This is a genomic window from Neobacillus mesonae (genome assembly GCF_023715155.1).
GTDB lineage: Bacteria > Bacillota > Bacilli > Bacillales > Cytobacillaceae > Neobacillus > Neobacillus mesonae_A.
Genome location: NZ_JAMBNQ010000009.1, coordinates 99,984 through 124,283, shown reverse-complemented (window position 1 = coordinate 124,283; position 24,300 = coordinate 99,984). Strand labels below are relative to the sequence as shown.

Sequence of the window (24,300 nt, the reverse complement as noted above, 5' to 3'; positions counted from 1 at the left end):
TCAATTTTTTACCTTTAAAAAAGGCTATTTAAAACAAAAGCTTGTTCATGAAAAGAACCACTTTTTAAACGAATACTTTTCTGATATCAAAAAAGTGAATCGCATTAATCGTTAAGTAAGAATAAAACGACCATTCCCCGTCAATCTTTTCATCAAATACTTCTAAAGAAGGTTGACTTGATTGTGTAATATAATCAACAATTTCTGTATCCAGTCCAAATTTACTGTTATTTTCCCACCAATTCTTATACAAGGCCCCATGATCCTTATCAAAAACATATTTACGTATTTGATATTCTCCTTCAGGGATTCCTTTAATGGTGACTCGTACTTCCTTCATTAATTTTTGTAAAAATGTTTCTTCTATAGAAAAATAGGGATTAACAATATGGTTGTTCATTAAAACAATCTGATAACCTGATGCATTTTCCACCATAATATGGTTAGCACCTTTTGTGATTACTTTTCCCTGCAGCCTGTTTAAAAAGGACATCGCATAATAAGCAGGACGTTTTCCTGAAAAATAATGAAACAGTTCCATTCCTTCTAATGGAATATTCTTTGCCCCAACGGTTCTTTCATGTATTTCCGTATTGATCCAGAAACCAAGTGATTGCACATCTTCTGCCACGGACATCGCATCATTCAATATTAATGCGCCTCGAAAAAATACCCCATTTGTGTAACGGGTATTTCCTGAAAAGGAACTCCAAGTAATCAAATGGAGGGGTTTCTCTATCGAATGACTTTTTAAATAGCGTTTTAATTTCTCCGTTTTTTTCTTAATAAAGTCTTTTGCCAGCAGATAATTATCATTGATGATGTCCGTAAAATCAACGATTTCATTCGAACTCGCTTGATAAGCAATAAAGTCAAATTGCTCTTGTTGGTGCAGGATCCATTTATGCTTGTCATCTGTCGTTCCAGTTTGGAATGAAAATGGTACTAATAAGCCAACTTGAATAGAAGGAACGATCGTTTTCAATAATTTGTATAATGTTAAATAAAAGTCTTGTATTTTTTTACTGTCTATCGTTTCATCATTCGTTACGTACATAAAATACCAGGAACTTACATACGTTTCACCGAACACCTGCAAACAATGTCTTAAAAAATGTTCAAGTTTTTGAAAGTATGCCTTTTCATCTGAGGCAATTCCTTTGTACCCAATTTGAATAAATAAGGATAAATCATTTGTTTTTATAAATTGGATCACTTCATCAGAATTATAGTAAGGGGATGTTGTTGGGATTAATTCATCCGTTTCTACTGCCGTGGGAATGGTTCTTCCGCTTAATAACTTGTGAATGCCAATATATTTTATTTGTACCCCTTTTTTAGCTAATAACACCTGGGTCCGAACGTTTTCTTTCTGCAATTCTCTCAATTCGCCAATCATTAAAATATTATTTGGATGAATGCAAACTTTCCTGTTTGTTGAAGATAAATCGATTTTTAATTCTTCGGAGTGAGTTTCTGTATTACTTAAAGACGATGTATGATCCCCTTCTGATACTAAAACACCTAATTTCATTATAATTTCAGGAGAATTCAGCAATGTCCCTGAATCTTCCAATTGGAAATTGTTAACTAAGCTCATTTCTTCCTGGGCATTCTTCTCACGAAAAGAATGTGGTGTCTCTCCGTACACCTCTTTAAATAAATTTGTAAAAGATTTTGCATTAGGAAAGCCATTTTTCATGGAAATAAATGTGATAGAATCTTTTGTATACAATAAATCTTTTACACTGTGTTCTAACCGAATGTTCATTAAAAAGCGGCTAAAGCCAATACCTAATTGCTGTTTAAAATAGCGCGAGAAATAACTGGGAGATAAATAAAAGTGTGCAGCAACTTCCTCTAATGTAATCGGTTCGTCAAAGTGCTGTTTTATATGAGATATAATCTCTTTTAAGCGCTGATCCTTCACATTCTCTTCTTCAATATGGCTTCGTTCTCCCTTAAATCTAAGAATAAGCGTAAGTAAAATTTTACAGATTAAGATATGTATTTCGAGCTGACCTTCATTTTCATGCCTGCAATAGGTGACCAACAGCTCAGCGAGAGATTTTCGCAGCTGTGCTAAAATATTTTCTTTTCCCCGATCAATTTGCCCGGAAAATAAATGGAATTGGTAGTGACGATACTCTTCATAATATTTGGAAATAAATGCATCTGGAATTCTTAATGAAAAAACAGTGTTATGCTTCACTGCACGAACTTGAACTACTTGATTTCGGTTTATAACAAGCAGATCATTTTCTTTCATCTGATAAATTCCACTATCCGTTTCAACTATTATTTCACCATCGAGAACAAGAAGAATTTCAATTCCAGGATAGATTCTTGATGATAAAAACTCTATGTTTTGTAAATTTAATTGAAAGTTCTCCGAGTTATCCATTCATTAACCTCTCTTTTAAACTTTGTCCTATTTTATTTAGAGTATCATATCTACTTAGAGCATTCATACCGCTGGCCTCTAAATGGCAAACTAGAACAAAAAACACAACCAGCCATGATTCGCCAGTTGTGCTATTGTTTCTGATTGAAGTTGAAGCACTACTCCTTCACAAGTGTTGGAGAATTGGTTTCATGTTTACCTGTCAATATGTTCATAAATTCTTCTCCAGTGATGGTTTCCTTTTCCAATAAGAATTTAGTTAGTTCATGCAGTTTTTCCATATTATCCCGGAGTATTTCTTTTGCCTTCTGATGGCAGTCTTTGATAATGTTCAGAACCTCTGTATCAACTTTAGAGGCTGTTTCTGCCGATACCATTAACGTAGTATCACCGCCTAAATACGGGTTATTCACCGTTTCCAGCCCCATCATGTCAAATTCGCTGCTCATCCCATACCTCGTCACCATCGCCCGGGCGATTTTGGTGGCTTGCTCAATATCGTTGGAAGCGCCTGAAGTAATGGTTTTAAAAATCACTTCCTCTGCTGCACGCCCGCCCATAATGGTGGTAATTTTAGCTAACGCCTGCTCTTTCGACATTAAGATTGTTTCATGTTCATCCACCTGCATCGTGTAGCCAAGCGCCCCTGATGTTCTTGGAATAATCGTGATTTTATGGACAGGCGCCGAGTGACTTTGTTTTGCGGCAACCAAGGCATGCCCGATTTCATGGTAGGATATCGTTAACTTATCTTTCATTGAAATGACCGCATGTTTGCGCTGATAGCCGGCAATGACTACTTCTACGGATTCTTCCAAATCATTTTGAATCACTTTATTTCGTCCAAGGCGAACTGCTCTAAGAGCCGCCTCATTTATAATATTTGCTAAATCCGCACCTGATGCACCTGATGTTGCTCTGGCAATCACATTAAAATCAATGTTGGCTTCAAGCTTCACTTTTTTCGCATGAACCCGTAAGATGGCTTCACGGCCGGCAAGATCCGGCAGTTCCACTGGCACCCGGCGGTCAAATCTTCCTGGTCTGAGCAGAGCTTTATCAAGGGTTTCCGGCCTGTTCGTAGCAGCCAGAATGACGACACCTTTATCCGCGTCAAATCCGTCCATTTCTGTTAGAAGCTGGTTCAATGTCTGCTCCCGTTCATCATTGCCGCCGGCCATACCTGAATTCCGGCTTTTCCCGATTGCATCAATTTCATCAATAAACACAATACAAGGGGCTTTTTCCTGGGCTTGTTTAAAAAGGTCTCGTACTCTCGCTGCCCCCATACCGACAAACATCTCAACAAATTCAGACCCTGAAATCGAGAAGAACGGCACCTTAGACTCCCCTGCAACCGCTTTGGCCAGCAAGGTTTTCCCGGTTCCAGGAGGTCCCACTAATAGTGCCCCTTTTGGAATTTTGGCGCCAATTTCCGCATATTTCTTCGGATCATCAAGAAAATCTACAATTTCCTGTAATGCCTCTTTTGCCTCATCCTGGCCGGCTACATCTTTAAAGGTAATGCCGGTCTGGGCTTCAACATACACTTTTGCATTGCTTTTTCCAAATGATAATGCATTTCCGCCGCCGAACATTTTGCTTTGAAATTTACGCATTAACCATTGACCAATAGCGATAAAAATAAGAAATGGCAAAATCCACGTTAAAAAGAAGTTTAGCAGCGGCGAATTTTCCTTCGGAATGACCTTGGCAAATTTAACGTTTGCTTGATGAAGACGGTCAACCAGTTCCGGGTCATTCATGGTTCCTGTCTTATAGTACTTGTATTCACTTTTCCCCTTCGGTTTGAAGACAATATTGGTATCCTCAATTTGAACCTCTTTTACTTGACCTTTTTCCACCATCGTTAAAAATGTCCCGTAATCCACCTCTTTCACAGCATGGCGGTTAATAGCTGGAAAGATAATGGAGTTTAACAGCAGAATAACAACTATAATAATGCCATAATAATAAATCAGCGGCTTTTTTGGCGGTTTTACTTCTTTCATTGCAGTTCCCCCACTTTTTTATTCATCACTGCTCCATTTCTGCAGCAATGAATATATTTTGCCCAATCCTGCTGTTATCATTTCAAAAGTTTCCTTTGGTTCGTTTGTGAAAAAAACACAATGCAAAGAATAGATTTTGTTTAGCTAATTTATTCTACATAATTGGCGGGCTTTTCTACATAGTTAAAGGGATTCTCTACATAATCCAGGTATTATTCTGCACAATTCCACTTTAATTCTACATAAGTTGGAATAATTTAGACTTTCCCTTTGTATTTATGTAACTTTTAACGAAAAATCCTCCCTAATCTTTCCGTTCTTAAACAATCTGAGCCAATCATGAAAAAGGACGCAAATCCTTTTTCCGGATTTACGCCCTTATAGAAAAGTGGTGTACCAATGGAATATGTCAAACACTTTAAATCCAAAACATGGATAATGCCGGGAAGAAGGTGATGATTAATAAATCAACAACCATGACAAGGACAAATGGAACAATGGCTTTTAAAATCCTGTCATAGGAGACTTCCGCGATACCTTTCACGACAAAGAGGTCTAACCCAACCGGCGGTGTGATCATACCGATGGAGAGGTTCACTACCATAATCAGACCGAAGAAAACTGGGTCAATTCCTGCAGCCACGGCAATCGGTAATAATAATGGCGTTAGAATCGTAATGGCAGCCGAAGCATTTAAGAAACAGCCGGCAATAAAGAAGATAACGGTAAACATTAGAAGAACCAAGTAACGGTTATCTGCGAAGCCTGACACAAGCTCTACCAGCATATGCGGGATTTGCTCCGCCGTCAAAAGCCAGCCGAAAAGGTTAGCCGCAGCAATGATGAATACAACCATGGCGGTCATTTTCCCTGCTTTAATAAAGCATTCAGGAATATCACTCCATTTCATATCCCTATACACAAATTTATTAATAATAAACGCATAAGCTGCAGCTACAGCCCCGGCTTCCGTTGGCGTAAAAATACCGCCCCTGATACCGAAAATAATAATTAACGGTAAAATCAATGCTAAAATACCTTCAATAAAAGTCTTTTTAAATGTGGTAAATTCAAACTTTCCTGCTTCTTCACTATAGCGATTCTTTTTAGTAATCCAATAGTTTAACAGCATAATCGATAAACCAATTAAAATTCCAGGAACAATTCCGGCCGTAAATAAATCGCCTATCGAGACACCTGCCGTTACTCCGTAAACAATCATCGGAATGGAAGGCGGTATAACAACCGCGATGGTTCCGGCACTTGCTACGGTTGCCGCAGCAAAACCTTTGTCATACCCCTTTTGTTCCATCAGCGGGATCATCATTTTACCAACAGCCGCTGTATCGGCAGCACCTGAACCGGAAATACCGGCAAAAAACATACTTGTTAAAGTGGACACCTGGGCAAGTCCTGACCGCACCCAGCCAACTGTCGCAAAGGCAAATCCAGCGATTCTTTGCCCCATACTGCCGGACATCATAAATTCACCCGTCAGCATGAAGAATGGAATAGCTAATAGTGGAAAAGAGTCTACAGAGGTGATTAGTCTTTGAGGTACTACTTCTAAAGGTACATAGTAAATACTGGCTAAGAAGCCTGAAATGGATGCCAGAATTAAGGAAATCGCAATGGGAACACCTATAAACATAAACAAAAACAGGACAACCAGGACAACTATTGCAACCGTCATTCATACTCCCCCTTTACAAATTTAAATAGGCATCTCTTCGGTAGTGCCGGTTTTTGCCGTTCCCACCTTTGAATCTTTGGAAGTCACTAAACCGAGTATATTCACAACAGCATGAATAAGACAGATAATAGAGCAAACCAAAACTGAACTATAAATCAAAGTCATATTAAGCCCCATGGAAGGCGAAATCTGCTGGCTGGTAAATTTTAAGATACTAGAGCCATAGACAATCAAAAATAAAAACACGGCAGAATTCACAACTTCTACTAATACTGCCACTTTTCGTTTCATTTTTTCCGGCAGATAATGCTGTAACATTTCAACCTGTGCATGTTCCTTGCTTTTATAAACCATGCCAATGCCGATAAAAACAATCCATATAAATAAATAGCGGATGAGCTCTTCAATCCAGGAAAAATTAAAAATAGAAAAGTCAACCATTGGCAGCATGTTTCTCATAAAAGCACTTTGGAGCACAAAACGCGAAAATACGGAATATACGGCAGCTAAAAAAGCAATCACAAAGAGTATAATCAGGACAGCCTGACTTACTTTATTCACTTTTTGACTTAACCCGGTAAGAAATTTCATGTAACGATGGCACCTCCAAACATGTAATAAACCCCTTTATCTAATCAGCTATTTTCGTTTAAGATCAAACATTTCCTGCCATAAACGCCTGCATTATTGTGGATCTTTTAATTTTTCTATTCGATCTAATAAATCTTTGCCAATAGAATCTTCAAATTCTTTATAAACCGGTTTGACTGCTTCTCTGAAGGAATCTAAGTCAGGATGTTCCTCAATTTTAATATCTGTCTTCTTTAAATTCTCCAGCAGAACTTTCTCATCTTCTGCCGCTACTTTTCTTTCATATTGAATGGCTTCTTTCGCTGATTCTTTGATTACTTTCTGAAGGTCTTTAGGAAGTGTGTCATAAGTCGTTTTACTCATAATAAAAACGGCTGCATCGTAATTGTGGTAAGTTAATGTCAGGTATTTTTGGACTTCTTGAAATTTGTTTAAGTAAATTTGGGCTAATGGATTTTCCTGCCCATCCACAACATGCTGCTCCAATGCAGTATACAATTCACCGAACGGAACAGGAACAGGTGTAGAACCAAGTGCCTTAACAAAGGAGATATACGGCGGTGATTCCTGGACCCTGATTTTTAAGCCGGCTGCATCTTTTGCCGTTTTGAAGGTTCTGACATTGTTTGTCATATGTCTCCAGCCATTTTCCATATACCCTAGATTCATCAGGCCCCTATTGGGTAAATTAGCGGCAATCTCCTGTCCAATTTTACCATCCAGCACCCGGAATGCATGTTCACGGCTTTCAAATAAATAAGGTAAGTTCAGCACATTAAATTGCGGTGCAAAATTGGTTACCGGCGCAACAGAACCGATATGAAAATGGATTGAACCAATTTGCGCTCCTTCAATTTGGTCCCTTCCGTTTCCTAACTGACTGCTTGGGAAAATATCAATTTGAATTCTTCCCTTTGATCTCTTCTCTACCAGCTCTTTGAACTTTAAGGCCCCTTTATGATATGGGTGATCCTCTGTTTGTAAATGCCCGAGCCTTAACACATATTCAGCTTTTGACTTCTTGCCAGATGCCATATTAGAGCAGCCAGTGCTAATAATGAACACCATTAAAACCGTTACAATCAGTACAGACCATTTCTTCATCTTCTATCCTCCCTATTCGTTTGTAAACCCTTTCATTCAATCAAATAAAATAATGCCTAAAATAGAACACTTGGTTCAGTCACCCAACCAGTACTCTTCCTATTATATTTCAATTTTCTAAAAAATCAATATTTTTTGTCAAAAAAATTCATTGATTCATAGAATTAAACATGGTTTAATAAAATTATATTGGTTGGGTCACCGCACCAATTTGGACATAGTATAAATAACAAACGTCGGCTCTCAAAAGGTGCCCCTTTTATTCAAAGCTAAAAAATACTGCCCTTTTCTACCAGTACATTTTAAACTTTTTCCTGTCTGATTTAAATAAATGTTTAGCAATATTTACAGAAAATTAAAATAATTAATAAATGAATTTTATTAAAAAAAGGAGGTTGAATGATCCATGCAGAATAGTAAATTTAATCGAAAAGGTATTTCTGAACAAGTGGCAGACACGATTAAGGCAAAAATCCATGCAGGTGAATATGAAGTAGGGGAACGGATCCCGGGAGAAAGAGACATGGGAATTGAACTCTCTGTAAGCAGGAATACGGTGAGGGAAGCCTATAAAATTTTAGAAGCCTATGGATACCTTACTGTTAAACATGGGACAGGAGTTTTCGTCGCTTCTCCAGAACATCAAATTCAAAAGATGACCGAAGCTTTTTTTGTCTCCTCCAGTCATATCAAAGACTTCTTCTCTGTACGAAAAATCCTCGAGGAATGGACAGTGAAATGGGCAATCGATAATGCAGAAAATGACGAGTTTAACGAATTAGAGCAGGTTGTGGCAGAAGCACAGGAAATCGTAAGCAGTGCCGACATTGATTATAACAGGCTGGCAGAATTAGATCACAAATTCCATATGACTTTAGCCAATAAATCCCATAATGTGGTGTTAATCAATATTATGAACTATTTAATAGATTTATTATCAGAGTCCCGTAATAAATCCATTCAAATTCCAGGCCGTGCCATTCAATCCATCAAGGAACACGCAAAAATATTACAAGCCATCAAACAAAAGGATGCTAAATTAGCACAGGTATATATGACTGAGCATATTGAAAGTGTTGAACATTCCATTTCAGAAACAAGCATAAAGGAAGCATAAACAGTATTAAGTAAAAGAACAAAAAGCGCAAGTACCCTCGGAACAAGCACAGCCTGTCCTGTGATGCAGATTCTCTTAGAAGCTTTCCTTAGCGTCCATCCCCTGCAAACATAAAATCTCGAGGGGCTGGGCGCTGAAGCTGGATTCAGATAACTATTTCGAGGTTGTCCACAGAAAAAAGTTTTTGACATTGTACGCTATATAACAAAAAAAGGCTGACCAAGTGACAGCCTTTTTTCAATTCATTGAATTTTTTCAAGAGAGATTGGTTCCGGAAATAGCACATGAAAGTCCTTTCCAATATTAATGAGCTCGTCTTCAACACTAGATGACAGGGAAATCCCTTCAGATAAACGCTTCTCACGCTCCCGTTTGCGTCTTTCTCCAGGATATCTTATTTCATTATTTCCCGGCGCAAGCGGAACGTCTTTCATTTCCTGCAGCAGATTCTCGATAGAGGCAAAAAACACCGGCAAATGCATGAATTTTTCGATGTCCATCAGAATGAAGAAATGGCCGACATTCGCAGGCTTCGTTTCATTATCATCATACAGATTATGGACATGGGGGCCAAAAGCAGCACCCGACAGAATACCTGTAAGGATTTCGACTGCCAGCGCCAAAGCGGATCCTTTTGCTCCGCCTAAAGGCAGTACAGACCCTTTTAGGGCCTCTTTCGGATCATTTGTCGGTTCTCCGTTCTCATCAATAGCCCAGCCGTCAGGAATGGACTGTCCCTGCTTCGCCGCTAAAATAATTTTTCCTCTGGCTACAATACTTGTCGATAAATCAATAATGACAGGCTGGTCATTACCTGTTGGAAATCCAAAAGCAATCGGGTTTGTTCCGAAGAAGGCATTTTTTCCTCCCCACGGGGCAATGCCTGGCGGGGAATTGGTAAAGGCTATACAGGCAAGGTTTTGCTCACTGGCAAGCTGGCAAAAATAAGCGGCCGTGCCAAAGTGGTTGCTATTTTTCACACCAATGGCACACATCCCGCTTTGCTTGGCCATTTCAATCCCTTTTACAATTGCCCGATGACTTACCACATGGCCAAGACCGTTATCCCCATCTGCCAGGAGCACAGAAGCCGTTTTTTGAACTAATTGGACGTTTGGATTGATATTAATCCTCCCGTCACGAAACCGTCTTACATAGATAGGGAGGCGGCTGATGCCATGGCTGTCTACGCCTTCCAAATTCGCCTTCACTATAGAATCAGATGCCACGAGAGCATCCTCCAAATTCATACCAGCATTGACCAGCACTTGTTTGCAAAACTCCTGTAGATCGGATGTACTGAAGGTTCTCATTGATTAACTCCTCACTCTTTATTCTCTTCAGAATGTAAAAAAACTATGGGAATCTTCCCATTTCCATATGAATCTATCAACTAAAAAGGGAACTCCCTACACACCACATGTGTAGGGAGAAAATGTAAGCGTAATAATACCCTTTACTACATCCAGTAATTGGATATTATGCACTGCGATATAATTTTGTCATGACAAATTCACGATGTCCCAGAGACTCGGCACTTGTCAAACGGCCGTTCACAGTACGTGCAATTATTTCCATCAGCTGGTCTCCAGCCTCTTCCAATGTAATACTGCGCGCAAGCAGACCTTGTACATCCACATCAATATGCTCGCTCATTGTCGCAGCAGTGATTGGATTAGCCGTAATTTTAACGACAGGCTCGATTGGGTTACCAATAATATTACCTTGGCCGGTAGGGAACAAGTGAAGAACTGCACCGCCTGCTGCCATTAGGGTAATACATTCTGCTGCCGCAGAAGATGTATCCATGAAATATAAACCGTTTCCGTTTTCAGGCTTTTCAGCTGGGTCAAGGACACCAACGATCTCTTTAGAGCCTGTTTTGGCAATGTTTCCTAGTGCCTTCTCTTCAATAGTAGAAAGGCCTCCGGCAATATTCCCTTGAGTTGGCTGAGAACCTAGTAAATCTACCCCTTTGGATTCAATTTCTCCAACATAATCATCGTAGATATCCATAAACTTCGCACGAAGTTCTGGTGTAGCCATACGTTCAGCAATCAAATGCTCACCGCCTGTTAATTCAGAAGTTTCTCCGAAGAAAACAGTAGCGCCGGCATCAACTAAACGGTCAACTGCTTGAGATACTGTTGGGCATGAACCTAAGCCAGTAGTTGTGTCAGATTCACCACATTTAATACTTACGGTTAATTCGCTTAATTCAATTGGCACTCTTTGAAGCTCTGTTGCCCATTGAACATATTCTTTTGCTTTCCAGGAAGCTTGACGGATAATTTCTAAATCACCATTTCTTTCAATAGAGAAATAGGATACTGGTTTACCAGTTTCAGCGATGCCGTCAGCAATCTTCTTCGACCAATTCTCTTCGATTCCGATCACGATAACCGCTGCAACGTTAGGATTGGAACCAATCCCAATCATGGTTCTAAAATGCAAATCAAGGTCTGGACCATATTGTAACCGGCCATATGCATGCGGCAGTGCAAGTGTACCTTGAATCTGCTTAGAAACTGCTTCACAAGCAGCGTTAGAAATGTCGTCTACTGGTAAAATGATTACATGATTTCGAATGCCTACTTTTCCATTTTCTCTGCGATATCCATAAAGTTGTTGTGCCATTTCCTACCACCTCGCCGTTTTGATATTGTGAGTGTGAACATAGTCGCCGATTTCCCATTTTTGAGTTGTGATGCCTACTTGAACGCCATACTTCAGTACTGGTTCATCCTTTTCAAGGTTAACCAGGGAGATTTTGTGACTTAAAGGAATATCGGCCTTAGCAGTAACCACCACTTCGGAATTATCATCCATATAAACGCCGACTACCTTTTCCCCTTGCTTAATTTCGCTTGTCGCTACCCCAACATGATCACCGCGATGATGGATTAAAAACTTGTGTGTGCTGGTAACCACTTTCTCCTGTTTCTCGCTCAGTGTACTTGCCTGATTGTTTACCATTAGAAAGCCTCCTTTGTTATTGGCTCAGTGACCCAACCAATTTCTATATTTTTATTAAACCACGATAGCGGCTATTCGTCAATAATAATATTTAAATTTTCTAATTATTTTTTCTAAAAAAAATATTTCTAAATTACGCAGAGAGATTTCTCGCCTTTCACTATTTTCCCTGCTTCTTTTGCCACTAACACAGAAGTTCTTATTTGCGATTCTTCGGTAAGTCCGGCTATATGCGGAGTGATCATCGCAGTTTCACAAAATAATAGCTTATTAGACGGAGAAATCGGTTCTACTTCCAGCACATCTAAAAATGCCCCTGCAATGGTATGCTGATTTAAGGCTGCAGCGAGTGCTGTTTCATTAATAATCCCTCCTCTTGAAGTATTAATGATAAAGGCTGTAGATTTCATCAAGTTCAATTCAGATTCAGAAATTAAATAATGTGTAGCTGGTGTAAGAGGAACATGGATGGAAATAAAATCAGATTGTGTTAAAACCTCTTCTAACGTTTCTTTTACTTGAACTCCGGTCTCGGTCACAATGTAGTCATTTTCAGTGATGTAGGGGTCATATCCGATTACATTCATTCCAAAGGCAAAAGCCCGTTTGGCAACACGGTGCGAGATTTCACCTAAACCAATCAAACCGATTGTTTTTCCGGCAATTTCACCCCCGGTAAAACTTTTACGATTCCAATTTCCTGCTTTTATATCTTCATCAGCAAGATAAAGCGGACGATTGGCACTTAAGACAGCATTCATAACGTATTCAGCTACAGAGGTGGCATTGGCATGACGGGCATAAACCACTGGGATGCCCCTTTTTTTAGCTTGAGCTGTATCAATGTTATCAAGGCCCACTCCCAGACGGCCAACAACTTTCAGCTGAATGCCGGCATTTAACAGTTCACGATCCACCTTTGTTTGATTCCGGACAATCAGCGCATCATAATCTTTCACCATATCAAGCAGTTTTTCCCGCTGTTTCCATAGCGTTTCATCATAATCTACTTCAAAACCCTGTTTGATTAGTTCTTCAATACCTTCATTCCAAATGATTTCTGTGATCAAAACTCTCATTGGAAAACTCCTTTCTGTTCAAATGGCTCAGAGACCCAACCACTTTATAGTTCTATTTAAACACCGTTATATCTGTTGGTCAATAGGTATTTAACATTTAAAGGATGATAAGGAAAATCCTTTAAAGAGATTTGATGTTGAGCCTTCTCTTAGCACATAATGGCTGTTTAATTGGACATACTAAACGTTCAAAATAGATGAATGGTGATGATGTTGTGCGGGTTCTATTTCTTCTATTAAGTTTTGTCATAATCTCTTCGTCTGTAGAGGCCGACATGTTAGGGGATGTTAAAATTATTGCTCACCGCGGGGCCTCAGGTCTTGCACCTGAGCATACGATGGCAGCCTATCAGCTTGCAAAGGAACAGGGAGCTGATTATCTGGAATTGGATATTCACATGACGAAAGATGGAAAACTGGTGGCGATTCATGATGCTGATGTGAATCGGACGACAAACGGACGGGGGAAAGTCAATACGTTTACACTTTCACAATTGAAAATGCTTGACGCCGGTTCCTGGTTCAATCAAAAATACCCCGAAAAAGCAATGCCTCATTATCGCGGTCAAACCATTCCTGCTCTGGAGGAAATCTTAAAGGAATTTGGCAGCTCGGTTAACTATTATATTGAATTAAAACGAACCCAGCCTTACTATAAAGCGGCAGATCAATTACTTAAAATTTTACGGAAACATCACTTAATCGGCCAGAAGATTCCGCGGGGGAAAGTTATTGTGGAATCGTTCCACGCAGGCATTCTTAAATACCTCAACCAACAATCTCCCGGCCTTATGCTTATTCAATTAAGCGATAACCCTGCAAATATAAATTTCAAGGAAGTTTCGGCCTATGCTGACGGTGTCGGTCCCAACTTTTCTAAAATCAGCCGGGCATTCGTAAATGCAGCCCATCAGCACCGGCTTCAAGTCCACTGCTGGACGGTCAATCATGAAACGGATATGATAAAACTGATGAATTGGAAGATAGACGGCTTTTTCACGGACTATGTAAATCGGGCCAGAAAGCTTATGGACGGTTCATAAAAAGTGAAGTCTGCAATCTTCGATAAGGTGAGTGAATGAAGTGGATATTAAGCATTTGCAGTATTTTCTTGAAGTAGCAAGGCTGAATAGTTTTTCGCGGGCAGCGGATGAACTATTTATTACTCAGCCGACAATCAGCAAAATGATCAAAAATCTAGAAGAAGAACTGGGAGTTGTTCTTTTTGATCGGTCACGAAAGCAGTTAACATTGACAGACGCCGGCCGGGTTATCCTGGAGCATGCCAAACTGATTAATCATGCGATGGAAAATTTAAGTACGGATCTTGATAACCTGTTCGGTCTCAAAAAGGGACATATTCGCATCGGGCTCCCCCCTATTTTTGATGCCCAGGATTTTCTCAAAATCTTAGGCAAATTTCATGAAAAATATCCTGGCATTACCTTTCAATTAGTTGAAGATGGCTCCAAAAAAATTGAAGAGGCAGTACAAAATAACCTGCTTGATGTAGGAATTGTCGTCCTCCCAACCAGGCCTGAATTGTTTGATTATTGTTCAATACTGGAAGAAGATTTGAAGCTTATCCTTCCTGCATCACACCCATTAGCATCACGTGAAGAAGTCAATTTAGTCGAATTGGCCCAAGAATCCTTTATATTATTTAATAAAGATTTTGCTTTAAATGATCGGATTATCTTGTCATGCACCAATCTTGGTTTTCAACCAATCATTATCTCCGAAAGCTCTCAGCAGTCCTTTATAAAGGAAATGGTTTCAAATCACCTTGGAATTGCGCTGCTGCCGGAAAGTATAACCCTCGACCTGCCGGAACATGTAAAAGCAATTAGAATTGTAAATCCAACCATCTCTTGGCATTTAGCGATCATCTGGAGTAAAGAACAATATCTCTCTTATGCGGCGAAAGAATGGCTTTCTTTCATGAAACAAGAAGCAGGAGTAAAATCGTGACTGTTTTTTCTTTTTAGGAAAAAGCGGTCTTTTTTTATTATCCAACTATTTACCCATAGAATCTTTGGTAGCATTTACATAGATACCATCTATACTATGGATGAAATATAACCATTTTACAATATCGATCATAAGGCATACACTTGTGTTCGTAACAAAAAATCCTTTTACCAATGTGGATACAGGGTTTTTTCTACAATCCAAAATGGAAAGGGAGACTAATAGAAATGAATGCAAAAAAAGCGAGTGAAAGCCGGATTGTAAATACTGCACAAGTATTATCTTGTGATTTAAATAACTATAATACACTATTTGGTGGAATCTTAATGAAAAAATTGGATGATGCTGCCACATTATCAGCCCGCAGACATTCCAGGGTAAAAGAGTGTGTAACAGCTTCTACCGATTCAATTGACTTTCTATGTCCGATTCATCAGACAGATTCTGTTTGTGTTGAATCATTTGTTTCATTTACAGGAAGAACCTCAATGGAAATCTTTTGTAAGGTTATTGCAGAAGATATCAGTACAGGTGACCGCCGTATCGCAGCAACTGCCTTTTTAACTTTTGTCGCTCTCGATGAAAATAAAAAACCAGTTCCAGTGCCGGGTGTGATTCCAGAAACTGAAGAGGAAAAATTCCTCTATGAAACAGCCAAAGAACGAGCTGAAATTCGAAAATTAAGAAGAACAAAGAGTAAAGAACTAGCAGAATACATTTCATTAGATAAACCTTGGGATTAAGTGAAACATCAATAAGCGGGGATTTTTCCATCCCGCTTCACTAAATGTAAGCTGCACCAATCGGACTCATACGGGATATATAATTAGGAGGGAAATATTAATGCTAACCTTATCAAATATTAACGATCTCACTTCTGCAAAAGCTGAACTTACTTTTTTTCAACGAAAAAATCCAGTTCTTTTTGAGAAATTCATAGATATCGTCTATCTTACACGGGCACTTCATTTCAAATATCAATACATGGGATGCCTGTTAATGAATGAAGATCCCGGAGAAAATACTCCTGATTTTGTCTATGGCTCTGTGATTCGATTGTATAAAAAGGAAATTCAAAAGCTGCAAAATGAAGATGATATTCAATATTTAAAAGATATCTTCTCAAATTACAAGAAAAACGGATATGCCAAACTAAGCCTCCTTGCCCTTGGCCAGCCGCCTGAATCGCTGGTAGGACCTACTTTGGTTCAATAATAAATAAGCTCAAGCTAAAATGCCTGACCTGAGAATAAAAAACTGCTTGTTCCAGTGCTGAATATTATCAGCAGCTTTCTTTAGTGATCAGCCTAAAGGCCAGCAAAAAACCTTCGGCCCTGAAAGTCGCTTTTGACTTTTAGAGCCGAAGGTTTTTTAGCATCGAGATGTTTCATAGCCATCGCTTCTAGAGCAAGTTACCTAAGGATACAAAACTGGCTGGGCCCTCCTTGAAAAAACAAACGCTTTTCCTTCGAGGATGAAAATACCGGCGATGCTTTCCATAACGAATAGATGATATAAAAATAAAGCATGGATTAAAACCCATGCTTTATTTCTTAAACTGTTACTGCAGAAAGCTTTTTAGCTGACTCTGCTACTCTATTTAAGCCTTCAGCAATAATGGCTTCGGCTTTATCCGGCTCTGCATTATGACCTTCGATGATGACTTCATCCACGATTTCCATACCGAAGACGCCGCCGACAACATTTTTGATATAAGTGGCTGCCATTTCCATTGGTGCAGTCTCAGGTGTTGAGTACACACCGCCGCGGGCACTTAAAATAACTGCCTTTTTATCTGTCAACAATGGGATTAATTGGCCTTCTTTTGAATATTTAAATGAGAATCCTGCAGCATATACATAATCGATAAACGTCTGTAATTTAGCTGGAATGGTTAAGTTCCATAATGGGAAGTCAAATACCACAACGTCCGCTGCTGTTACAGCATCCATGGCTTTTTGTCTTGCTTCAACAATACGTTTCTCGCTTTCAGACAACTCTTCACCGGATTGCAGTTTTCCAAGTGCACCGAATAATTCCTGCCCCATGTAAGGCATGTCCTCTGCGAACACATCATAAGTCGTGACATTCACACCTTCCAGATTTTCCATGAAGGTTTCATACATTTTACTAGAAACAGCCTGAGAGGCTGGACGATTATTTGCTTTTACTACTAATACATTCATGATACTAAAAACTCCTTTTAAAAAATATCTCGATTTCATGATATATGAATGCATAATATGAGTCAATCTAAACAGATTGACAATAATGGAAGAAAGGGGCAATAAAATGCTTTCAATAACAATGCAGGGAAGCGGTAATTCCTCTCTTCCCTGTTCTTCCCGCCAACATTCACGTGTTCGTTCAATTATTCTTAAAATAAATCCATTTCATTGGTTCAGCCCAGCCTTCGTTTCAATCTTTATTTCTATGAAATTCGTTCGGTTCTTCCATTGACCATATGAAGTTCAAATACTTTTAGAAAAAAATTGTCCCCTCCCTGTCCTTTACACTCATTTTTTCCTATATAGAAAGTGAAAGGAGGTGATAGACCATGGCACAAGCATTATTAACTGGTACAAAGTTCCGCCTGGTATTCCAGGTGGGTATGGATGAAGAAGGGAAACCCATTCTAAAATCCAAAACGTTTAGCAATGTCAAAAAAGAGTCCACTGCTGATCAATTATTCCAAGCAGGCACAGCTATTTCTGGACTAACCAATGACACGCTGTATAATCTTGAGCGTAATGACAGCTCAGAAATCCTAGGCCAATAATCTAGAAGTATAGGGATGGCTGGGGAACAATGAAAAATTTCAGGCCCCCGCATGGACAAATGGCCACGAGTGGGCCTGAAACTGAAGGAGGTGAAAGAGAATGGCGAAAACATTAGAATTGCAGTTTGGTACTGAGTTTGGAAAGTCGGCTAATGTAACGATTGATAATCCGAAGGAGCCGATTGATGAGGCTGCGGTGAAGTCAGCTATGGAACAAATTATTGCGGCTGATATTTTCTCCACTGCCAGCGGGAATCTTGCCGTAGTAAAAGGGGCAAGAGTCGTAGAAAGAAACGTGACCGATTATGAAATAAACTAACAGAGAAGGGGCCGGATTTCGTGATGGAATCCGGTCTCTTTTTTACAAAAAAGAAAGGAGTGAAGCGCTGTGGAACAAATCATTCCGCTCATCAGTGAAGTCGGCTTCCCCATCGTCGTGACCCTTTATCTGCTTTATCGTATTGAATCAAAACTTGATTTAGTGGTCCAGTCGATTCAAAGCCTGCCCGAACGTATGAAGGGGTGAAGAGATCAAGGGCGGCTTAGGGATTAGGGATGTGAAAGACAAAACGTTGGCTTGGTACAGGTAAAGTGTCTTTCATCCGGTTCATGAAGGACTAATCCTTGTCTTACAAACTGGAAAGTGGCCTTCATCTGGTTCATGAAGGACAAAATCTTGCCTTCTAAACTGGGATTTGTCTTTCATCCCGCTTATGAAGGACAAAATCTTGCCTTCTAAACTGGGATTTGTCCTTCATCACGCTCATGAAGGACAAATCCTAGCCTTCTAAACTATGAAGTGTCCTTCATCCCGCTCATGAAGGACAAAATCTTGCCTTCTAAACTGGGATTTGTCTTTCATCCCGCTTATGAAGGACAAAACCCTGCCTTCTAAACTGGGATTTGTCCTTCATCACACTCATGAAGGACAAAATCTTGCCTTAAAACTGAAAGGTGTCCTTCATCTGGTTCATGAAGGACAAAACCCTGCCTTCTAAACTGGGATGTGTCCTTCATCACGCTCATGAAGGACAAAAACTTGCCTTCTAAACTGGAAAGTGGCCTTCATCTGGTTCATGAAGGACAAAACCCTGCCTTCTAAACTATGAAGTGTCCTTCATCCCGCTCATGAAGGACAAAATCTTGCCTTCTAAACTGGGATTTGTCTTTCATCCCGCTTATGAAGGACAAAACCCTGCCTTCTAAACTGGGATTTGTCTTTCATCCCGCTTATGAAGGACAAAATCTTGCCTTCTAAACTGGGATTTGTCTTTCATCCCGCTTATGAAGGACAAAACCCTGCCTTCTAAACTGGGATTTGTCCTTCATCCCGCTTATGAAGGACAAAATCCTGCCTTCTAAACTGGGATTTGTCCTTCATCACGCTCATGAAGGACAAAAACTTGCCTTCTAAACTGTTAGGTGTCCTTCATCATACTCATGAAGGACAAAATTCTGTCCTATAACTGGTAAAGTGTCTTTCATAAAATTATTTTCATCTAGCAAATGAAGCATGGGATCTGCCCCATGCTTTTTCTGCTGGATTACACGGACACGGTTAGTTTCAAAAAATCACCAAAAGGGATATCACCAAGACCAAATTCTGCATCACCAAATGCGGTTCCGTCAAATTCTAATAAACTATGAACCAGAAAAACAAGGCATATAAAAAACTAGCCATCCATTTAAATAGAAAAAGGCACCTTCCCCATGTCAAAATGGACACGCCATTGTTTTTTTCTCATAAAATATATTACAGCACATGAAAGAGGTGAAAAAATTGTCGCATCATATTGTTACAGGTCCACATCCCGGACAACCTGGCGGAGGCTGTATGGCCCAATATAATCACCATACTTTAGGACACTCGCCGCAGCATTACCCAACCTCCCAAAATAACCCTAATCATCACAACACATCATATCCTCAACTGCCAACACCTTATAGCCAATACGGAGTTCCTGGATGGAGACCCCCATGGCGGTAATTTTTCTTCTAAAAAACCAAGGGGATTTCCCTTGGTTTTTGCATAAACTTCACATTTACTTATTAATAATTGCTCCCCTTCGAACTCCCTGCTCTCCTCCTCACTTAAGGAAACTTTCCCTATTCTTAATCAATTCCACATTATATTTTTCAACGTTATTTAAGGACGTTTCATCAAAGGATGGATCCTGGTAATACCATAACTTATTTGAAAAATATTCCCGTAAATCCGCAGATTTAAAAATATAGCCATGGCGGGCATAAATTTCATTTCGCGCCAGCCTGAGCTGGCTGAGTGAAAGCGGCGCGATTTCACTCTCTGTTAACCTCAGCACATCACTATAAGGAAAAATAAACTCACCCGATAGAGGAACCGGGCTTGGCGCGGGCGGGGGTGAAGTATCATTTGCTTTGCCGAATACGCTGGTATGGATAACTAATGATAAATCATCCTTTTCCGTTCCAGTCAAAACGGGGATGGAATAGCCGCATGAACCAGAATAGGCTGATAGATCGGCATTAGAAAGTGTTGCTGGATACTCTGAAACACATGTATTGCCTGCTTCAATCGACCATTTGTCATTAAGCTCCTGTGACAAATCTTCCGCTATGTAATACACGTCTTTCGCCCAGTTTTTCAAAGCTTTTACGTTCCCTGTATCATACAAGTCAAAAATTCGTGCTAAATCTTTTGCCGGAATCTGGGAGGCATCTAATGATACTCTTCCATTCTCGCTTATTATTTTCCAACCTCCAATAGAAATATCTATTCCAGATGTATGGATTTTTAAGGCATTTAGCTTTTTCGTATACCTTTCGATTATTGACTCCTCCCTGCCGGCTTCTGGCTGCCTGCTATCTTCTTCCATCTTTAATGAAATATTCTCTACCGTTTTCCCGGGAATAGAAACAGCCGAAGCAGCATCCTGCCTGGAGTCTTTAAGAAAAACAATAATGAAATAAGCTGCAATGCCAGCAATCACAAGCCCTATTACGGAAAAAGTAATGATCAATGGTACCCACTTTTTTGTGCCTGATTGCCTTTTTGACAATGTACCTTCATTAGGTGATGATGAATCCTTTTCTAAAGATAGATTGACCTGTATCACCCTTGTCCCGCACTCTGTACAAAATTTATCCTCTGCCCCCAATTCCCTGCCACAGTTAGAACATAATTTGGCCACGGCTCCTCACCCCTGATTGAGATATGACATTGCTGTTTGAAAAAGGTATTTCTTCCTATATAGATACGACTAAAGAATTGTATCCTTTCCTAAAAGACGTTAAATTTTTATAAAAAGATAGATCATAGCCGCAGGTGGATATTTTTGCTGTATTGGAAATTTACATGGAATAAAAAAATCAATGGATGAAAATTGTTCATGAATATTTGTGCAGAAGGATATGTGATGGGTGACTACAAACCGAGGAATGTCCAGCCAGCTGAACGTTTTAATTAGGCGAACACGCTTGGTTTTGGCATTCTCAAGCGACTCTGCTAATTCTTTATTCACTGACGTTTTGTGACTAGATAAAATAAAAGCACCAATCTTATTAAGATGGTGCCTGACACTCTATGTTTCTATTTTGCAGTAACCAGAATGGACATGACATTCTGGACAGATTGAGCCGATTTGTCCAATGCTGCTTTTTCTTCAGCTGTGAGAGGAATCTCTATAATGCTTTCAATTCCATTGCCGCCCAAAATTGTCGGCACACCTAAGTAAAGATCATGGCAGCCGTATTCGCCCTGCAGGTACGCGATGGATGGTAAAATTCTCTTTTTATCTTTTAAGATGGCTTCTGCCATTTGAACCATGGATGCGGCCGGGGCGTAGTAAGCACTTCCTTGCCCAAGGAGGTTAACAATTTCTCCGCCGCCTTTCCGGGTTCTTTCCACAATGGCTTCAATTCTCTCCGGAGGGAGGATTTTTTCCAATGGAATACCGCCTGCATAGGAATAGCGGACCAATGGAACCATATCATCCCCATGGCCTCCAAGGACGAAACCGCTGATATCATCAACCGATACATTTAATTCCTGAGCAACAAATGTGTTGAAACGAGCCGTATCTAATACGCCTGATTGGCCAATGACACGGTTTTTAGGAAAACCAGTCGTTTTGTAGCAAACATAAGTCATCGCATCGACGGGATTGCTTAACACGATAATATAGCTGTTTGGTGCGAATTTTTTTACATTCTCCGAAACCTCGATCATAATCTTCTCATTCACAGCGACTAAATCATCGCGGCTCATTCCCGGCTTTCTTGGCAGGCCGGCTGTAATTAACACCAAATCCGCATCCTGGATATCTTCATACTTGGAGGTGCCGGTAATATTGGCATTAAAACCTTGAACGGGGCCTGCCTCAAGCATATCAAGCGCCTTCCCTTTAGTTGGGTTTGTTTGCGATGGAATATCTACAATCACTACATCCCCCAGTTCTTTTTGGGCAAGCATCAAAGCAGCTGTTGTACCGGTAAAACCAGCACCAATAACCGCAATTTTCCTTCGTTTAAATGTCATGGTTCTCCTCCGTTCATTGCCTGATTCGTTTATCTGAAATAAGGATTATTTTTCTTCCTCGGATTTTTCAGCTGGTTTCGTTCTGGCTGATTGGGAAGACTCTGTCTTCTTTTTAGCCGGCCCTTTTGCCTCAGCAGCATCTTCCTTTTTCTTCTCTGCTTCGTTCACATTATGGTCACTCTTTAATAAAACCTCCCGAATAGATTCATCCGGATGCGGGATAACGTGAGCGGAAATAAGTTCACCGACTCTAGCGGCTGCCGCTTTCCCCGCATCAACCGCAGCTTGAACAGCACTGACGTCTCCCTGTACAAGTACGGTTACGAGAGCTCCATCTATCTTTTCCTGTTTAACCAAGGTGACATCTGCCGATTTTAACATAGCATCTCCAGCTTCAATAGACCCAATTAGACCCCTTGTTTCAATCATTCCTAATGCTCTACCCATGATTATTCACCTCTTTTCTCAACATCAACAGAATCAATTATTCCAATTATGAGGGCATCGATGGGCAGTTTCTTATCATTGGACATATGGCTGGCTGCGCTGCCCCGGGTAACGAGAACCTGGTCGCCGAACCCTGCACCAATCCGATCCACGGCAATAAATGGTGTACCGGCAGAAGTCCGGTCTGCTAATTCAGGCTGAACGATTAAAAATTTCAAACCCGTCAATTCATCCTCTTTCCTGGTAGCCCAGACATTTCCAATTACTGTGCCCATTTGCATTTATTTTTCCGCCCCTTTTACTTCAATTACCTTTATACTTTTCCCTAATTCCCGGGCCGTGTCACGTGCCAGCGGGGTGATGATGGTATCTTTATCCACCACAATGATGGATTCCTTATAATCTTGTATATCCCTTTGGGAAATCAGCTTTTTCTTTTCAGTTATAGATTCCTCTTGATCTGGTACAGCTGCTTTCTCTGATTTGGTCAGAAAATTCCCCCATGTTTCCACACAGGCGCCAAAATTCTCTAGCTGCTCCTTATATTTCTGCAGCTGTAAAACATAAGGTTTGTTCAAAGTTGTTCTATTAAATAGCTGTTTCTCTAGAAAAACCGTTGGAATCATCGTGACAGGTATGGATTCCAGCAAGCAGCACGAAAGCAGTTTACTTTCACGAGTATCAAATATGCCTAATGCACCCTTTACCAATAAATCCTGTGTCGCATGCAAAATCAGTACCTGATCCACTTGATCCCATTTTACCTTTTCAGATTCATTATCACTGATAATGTCCCATTTTGTTTTCATTTTCGCTAAATAGTCCGGTTCAACAAAAGATGTTTCACCGATCACCAGCAGTTTTGGCTTATCATGGCTATCTTGATGATTTTCGTTAGCGGCCAATTGTTTGATGACTTCTTGAACAATTTGCTCAATCATTTGCCGTGTTATCATGACATTGCCTCATACTTAATAAGTTTCCCTTTTGTTTTTCCGGTAATAAAACCGGCATTGGCTTCATCTGTATCGACATGCATTTCAAGCTTATACCTTGGAGAAACGCGGATTAACACCTTTCCCAATGTTACCGGCCGGATTCCGCCGGCTTCCACTTTGACATACTCTCCGTTCTTTACGGAAAAACGGTCGGCGTCGTCAGGACTCATATGAATATGAGTTTGGGCAATGATTAATCCTTCCTTTTTATAAAGGCTGCCTTTTGGTCCTACCAGGGTAATCGCTGCGGATCCGGCAATATCCCCTGATTCCCTGAGGGGAGGTTTGCTGCCCAATTTAATCGAGTCCGTTAAACTCACTTCCACTTGGGTCATCTTACGCGCAGGACCAAGAATGCGCACTTTTTCAAGGCTTCCTCTTGGTCCCGCAATTGTAATGGTTTCATTTGCAGCGAATTGACCAGGCTGTGATAAATCCGCTTTTTTTGTCAACTCGTATCCCTCACCGAAAAGAGCTTCCAGGTCGCTTTGACTTAAATGACAATGTCGAGCAGAAACTGCGATAGGGATTGAATCATCTTGGGGAGAAGTTCCCTGTAACCGGGAAACCACTTCCGCCACTATCGCTTGAATCGCTTGTTGGTCCATGTTTC

Annotated in this window: 25 protein-coding genes; 9 read left to right on the top strand and 16 right to left on the bottom strand. The window is 40.2% G+C overall.

Going from position 1 to position 24,300, the window contains the following annotated elements; all coding sequences use genetic code 11:
* Nucleotides 1-64 precede the first annotated feature (64 nt).
* From M3183_RS10630 to M3183_RS10610, 5 genes are all read right to left on the bottom strand, one after another.
* The gene (locus M3183_RS10630) at nucleotides 65-2,404 is read right to left on the bottom strand and encodes a helix-turn-helix domain-containing protein (protein ID WP_251469300.1); all 2,340 of its coding nucleotides are present in this window, start codon (nucleotides 2,402-2,404) and stop codon (nucleotides 65-67) included.
* Between the two features lie 158 nt (nucleotides 2,405-2,562).
* Nucleotides 2,563-4,416, bottom strand: coding sequence for an ATP-dependent zinc metalloprotease FtsH (gene ftsH, locus M3183_RS10625; RefSeq protein ID WP_251469299.1), 1,854 nt, complete (start codon nucleotides 4,414-4,416; stop codon nucleotides 2,563-2,565).
* Between the two features lie 418 nt (nucleotides 4,417-4,834).
* A complete protein-coding gene (locus M3183_RS10620; RefSeq protein ID WP_251469298.1) occupies nucleotides 4,835-6,109 on the bottom strand; it encodes a TRAP transporter large permease in 1,275 nt (424 codons plus the stop codon).
* Between the two features lie 21 nt (nucleotides 6,110-6,130).
* The gene (locus tag M3183_RS10615; protein ID WP_251469297.1) at nucleotides 6,131-6,700 is read right to left on the bottom strand and encodes a TRAP transporter small permease; all 570 of its coding nucleotides are present in this window, start codon (nucleotides 6,698-6,700) and stop codon (nucleotides 6,131-6,133) included.
* A gap of 93 nt (nucleotides 6,701-6,793) precedes the next feature.
* Nucleotides 6,794-7,804, bottom strand: a complete 1,011-nt coding sequence (locus tag M3183_RS10610) for a TRAP transporter substrate-binding protein (protein ID WP_251469296.1) — start codon at nucleotides 7,802-7,804, stop codon at nucleotides 6,794-6,796.
* A 406-nt stretch (nucleotides 7,805-8,210) separates the two neighbouring features.
* Between M3183_RS10610 and M3183_RS10605 the strand changes: the two genes are divergently transcribed.
* Nucleotides 8,211-8,921, top strand: a complete 711-nt coding sequence (locus M3183_RS10605; protein ID WP_251469295.1) for a FadR/GntR family transcriptional regulator — start codon at nucleotides 8,211-8,213, stop codon at nucleotides 8,919-8,921.
* 242 nt (nucleotides 8,922-9,163) lie between these two features.
* Here M3183_RS10605 and M3183_RS10600 read toward each other — a convergent pair whose 3' ends face one another.
* The 4 genes from M3183_RS10600 to M3183_RS10585 all read right to left on the bottom strand — a co-directional run bounded on the left by M3183_RS10600 (nucleotide 9,164) and on the right by M3183_RS10585 (nucleotide 12,976).
* Nucleotides 9,164-10,234, bottom strand: a complete 1,071-nt coding sequence (locus M3183_RS10600; protein ID WP_251469294.1) for an Ldh family oxidoreductase — start codon at nucleotides 10,232-10,234, stop codon at nucleotides 9,164-9,166.
* 166 nt (nucleotides 10,235-10,400) lie between these two features.
* Nucleotides 10,401-11,558 carry a UxaA family hydrolase gene (locus tag M3183_RS10595; RefSeq protein WP_251469293.1) on the bottom strand — a complete coding sequence of 386 codons (1,158 nt, stop codon included), beginning with the start codon at nucleotides 11,556-11,558 and terminating at the stop codon, nucleotides 10,401-10,403.
* 3 nt (nucleotides 11,559-11,561) lie between these two features.
* Nucleotides 11,562-11,897 (bottom strand): UxaA family hydrolase, encoded by a 336-nt coding sequence (locus tag M3183_RS10590; RefSeq protein ID WP_251469291.1) that lies wholly within the window; start codon nucleotides 11,895-11,897, stop codon nucleotides 11,562-11,564.
* A gap of 128 nt (nucleotides 11,898-12,025) precedes the next feature.
* The gene (locus M3183_RS10585; RefSeq protein ID WP_251469290.1) at nucleotides 12,026-12,976 is read right to left on the bottom strand and encodes a hydroxyacid dehydrogenase; all 951 of its coding nucleotides are present in this window, start codon (nucleotides 12,974-12,976) and stop codon (nucleotides 12,026-12,028) included.
* A gap of 275 nt (nucleotides 12,977-13,251) precedes the next feature.
* Between M3183_RS10585 and M3183_RS10580 the strand changes: the two genes are divergently transcribed.
* The 4 genes from M3183_RS10580 (at nucleotide 13,252) to M3183_RS10565 (ending at nucleotide 16,162) form a co-directional block, all read left to right on the top strand.
* On the top strand, nucleotides 13,252-14,019 hold the full coding sequence (locus tag M3183_RS10580) for a glycerophosphodiester phosphodiesterase family protein (protein WP_251469289.1): 768 nt from the start codon (nucleotides 13,252-13,254) through the stop codon (nucleotides 14,017-14,019).
* Nucleotides 14,020-14,059: 40 nt separating this feature from the next.
* Nucleotides 14,060-14,947, top strand: a complete 888-nt coding sequence (gene cidR, locus M3183_RS10575) for a cidABC operon transcriptional activator CidR (RefSeq protein WP_251469288.1) — start codon at nucleotides 14,060-14,062, stop codon at nucleotides 14,945-14,947.
* A gap of 227 nt (nucleotides 14,948-15,174) precedes the next feature.
* A complete protein-coding gene (locus M3183_RS10570; protein WP_251469287.1) occupies nucleotides 15,175-15,690 on the top strand; it encodes an acyl-CoA thioesterase in 516 nt (171 codons plus the stop codon).
* Between the two features lie 100 nt (nucleotides 15,691-15,790).
* Entirely contained in the window at nucleotides 15,791-16,162 is a 372-nt protein-coding gene (locus M3183_RS10565) for a hypothetical protein (RefSeq protein ID WP_251469286.1), read from the top strand.
* Between the two features lie 338 nt (nucleotides 16,163-16,500).
* On the opposite strand, the gene M3183_RS10560 is transcribed toward M3183_RS10565, so the two are convergent.
* The gene (locus M3183_RS10560; RefSeq protein ID WP_251469285.1) at nucleotides 16,501-17,133 is read right to left on the bottom strand and encodes an FMN-dependent NADH-azoreductase; all 633 of its coding nucleotides are present in this window, start codon (nucleotides 17,131-17,133) and stop codon (nucleotides 16,501-16,503) included.
* A 371-nt stretch (nucleotides 17,134-17,504) separates the two neighbouring features.
* Between M3183_RS10560 and M3183_RS10555 the strand changes: the two genes are divergently transcribed.
* The 4 genes from M3183_RS10555 to M3183_RS10540 all read left to right on the top strand — a co-directional run bounded on the left by M3183_RS10555 (nucleotide 17,505) and on the right by M3183_RS10540 (nucleotide 19,713).
* Complete coding sequence (locus M3183_RS10555) at nucleotides 17,505-17,726, top strand: DUF1659 domain-containing protein (RefSeq protein WP_251469284.1); 222 nt, start codon at nucleotides 17,505-17,507, stop codon at nucleotides 17,724-17,726.
* Between the two features lie 100 nt (nucleotides 17,727-17,826).
* Nucleotides 17,827-18,045, top strand: coding sequence for a DUF2922 domain-containing protein (locus M3183_RS10550; protein WP_251469283.1), 219 nt, complete (start codon nucleotides 17,827-17,829; stop codon nucleotides 18,043-18,045).
* A gap of 69 nt (nucleotides 18,046-18,114) precedes the next feature.
* Nucleotides 18,115-18,252 carry a YvrJ family protein gene (locus M3183_RS10545; protein WP_042462125.1) on the top strand — a complete coding sequence of 46 codons (138 nt, stop codon included), beginning with the start codon at nucleotides 18,115-18,117 and terminating at the stop codon, nucleotides 18,250-18,252.
* A gap of 1,254 nt (nucleotides 18,253-19,506) precedes the next feature.
* Entirely contained in the window at nucleotides 19,507-19,713 is a 207-nt protein-coding gene (locus M3183_RS10540; protein WP_251469282.1) for a hypothetical protein, read from the top strand.
* 100 nt (nucleotides 19,714-19,813) lie between these two features.
* Here the strand turns inward: M3183_RS10540 and M3183_RS10535 are convergent, their stop codons facing one another.
* The 6 genes from M3183_RS10535 to M3183_RS10510 all read right to left on the bottom strand — a co-directional run bounded on the left by M3183_RS10535 (nucleotide 19,814) and on the right by M3183_RS10510 (nucleotide 24,295).
* The gene (locus M3183_RS10535) at nucleotides 19,814-20,896 is read right to left on the bottom strand and encodes a YARHG domain-containing protein (protein WP_251469281.1); all 1,083 of its coding nucleotides are present in this window, start codon (nucleotides 20,894-20,896) and stop codon (nucleotides 19,814-19,816) included.
* Nucleotides 20,897-21,294: 398 nt separating this feature from the next.
* The gene (gene mdh / locus M3183_RS10530) at nucleotides 21,295-22,242 is read right to left on the bottom strand and encodes a malate dehydrogenase (protein WP_251469280.1); all 948 of its coding nucleotides are present in this window, start codon (nucleotides 22,240-22,242) and stop codon (nucleotides 21,295-21,297) included.
* Between the two features lie 45 nt (nucleotides 22,243-22,287).
* Nucleotides 22,288-22,689 (bottom strand): BMC domain-containing protein, encoded by a 402-nt coding sequence (locus tag M3183_RS10525; RefSeq protein WP_251469279.1) that lies wholly within the window; start codon nucleotides 22,687-22,689, stop codon nucleotides 22,288-22,290.
* 2 nt (nucleotides 22,690-22,691) lie between these two features.
* A complete protein-coding gene (locus tag M3183_RS10520; protein WP_251469278.1) occupies nucleotides 22,692-22,970 on the bottom strand; it encodes a EutN/CcmL family microcompartment protein in 279 nt (92 codons plus the stop codon).
* A complete protein-coding gene (locus M3183_RS10515) occupies nucleotides 22,971-23,645 on the bottom strand; it encodes a hypothetical protein (protein WP_251469277.1) in 675 nt (224 codons plus the stop codon).
* Complete coding sequence (locus M3183_RS10510) at nucleotides 23,642-24,295, bottom strand: phosphate propanoyltransferase (protein ID WP_251469276.1); 654 nt, start codon at nucleotides 24,293-24,295, stop codon at nucleotides 23,642-23,644. The genes M3183_RS10515 and M3183_RS10510 overlap by 4 nt, the downstream gene beginning before the upstream one ends.
* Nucleotides 24,296-24,300: the final 5 nt, after the last annotated feature.